Source organism: Streptococcus sp. HSISS2, from assembly GCF_000448665.1.
Classification (GTDB): domain Bacteria; phylum Bacillota; class Bacilli; order Lactobacillales; family Streptococcaceae; genus Streptococcus; species Streptococcus raffinosi.
In genome coordinates this window covers 1,730,500-1,731,733 of record NZ_CM002133.1, presented here as the reverse complement: position 1 = coordinate 1,731,733, position 1,234 = coordinate 1,730,500, and the positions used below count along the sequence as shown (strand labels likewise).

1 protein-coding gene is annotated in these 1,234 nt (G+C 44.5%); it reads left to right on the top strand.

The features are described 5' to 3' along the window. Nucleotides 1-1,234, top strand: a 1,234-nt coding sequence (locus HSISS2_RS07520) for a Rib/alpha-like domain-containing protein (RefSeq protein ID WP_276201965.1), incomplete at both ends; no start/stop codon positions are given.

The window sequence follows — 1,234 nt, the reverse complement described above, 5'->3', positions numbered from 1 at the left end:
TCATTTGAGTACAAGACACCAGTAGATACAACTACCCCAGGTGATAAAGGAACAACCGTCGTTGTGACTTATCCAGATGGTTCTAAAGACGAAGTACCAGTTAAGGTAACTGTTAAAGATCCACGTACGGATGCGGATAAGAACACACCGACTGCTAAAGATCAAACCGTTAACGTAGGCGAAACACCAGACGCTAAAGGTTCAATTGGCAATGTCTCAGACCTACCAAGTGGAACAACCTTTGAATACAAGACACCAGTAGATACAACAACAGCTGGTGAAAAAGACGCTACTGTTGTCGTAACATACCCAGATGGCTCTAAGGATGAAGTCCCAGTTAAAGTGACAGTAGTAGACCCACGTACGGATGCGGATAAGAACACACCAACAGCTAAGGATCAAACAGTTAACATCGGCGAAACACCAGATGCTAAAGGTTCAATCGGCAATGTTTCCGACCTACCAAGCGGCACAACCTTTGAGTACAAGACACCAGTTGATACAACAACTGTAGGTGAGAAAGACGCTACTGTAGTTGTGACTTACCCAGATGGCTCTAAGGACGAAGTCCCAGTTAAGGTTACTGTAGTTGATCCACGTACGGACGCAGATAAGAATACGCCAACGCCTAAGGACCAAACGGTTAACGTTGGTGAAACACCAGATGCTAAGAACTCAATTGGCAATGTTGGTGATCTTCCAGAAGGAACTAAATTTGAATTTAAGACTCCAGTGGATACAACAACTCCGGGAGATAAAGGAACAACCGTCGTTGTGACTTATCCAGATGGTTCAATTGATGAAGTTCCAGTCACTATCAAGGTTGTAGATCCTCGTACAGACGCCGATAAGAACACACCAACACCTAAGGACCAAACGGTTAATGTTGGTGAGACACCAAACGCTAAGGATTCCATTGGCAATGTAGGTGACCTTCCAAGTGGTACGAAGTTTGAATTCAAGACTCCAGTGGATACAACAACACCGGGCGATAAAGGAACAACAGTTGTAGTGACCTACCCAGATGGTTCAATCGATGAAGTCCCTGTAACAGTTAAAGTGGTTGATCCACGTACAGACGCCGATAAGAACACACCAACACCTAAGGACCAAACGGTTAATGTTGGTGAAACACCAAAAGCACAAGATTCAATCGGCAATGTTGGTGATCTTCCAGAAGGAACTAAGTTCGAATTCAAGACACCGGTCGACACAACAACAGAAGGTGACAAAG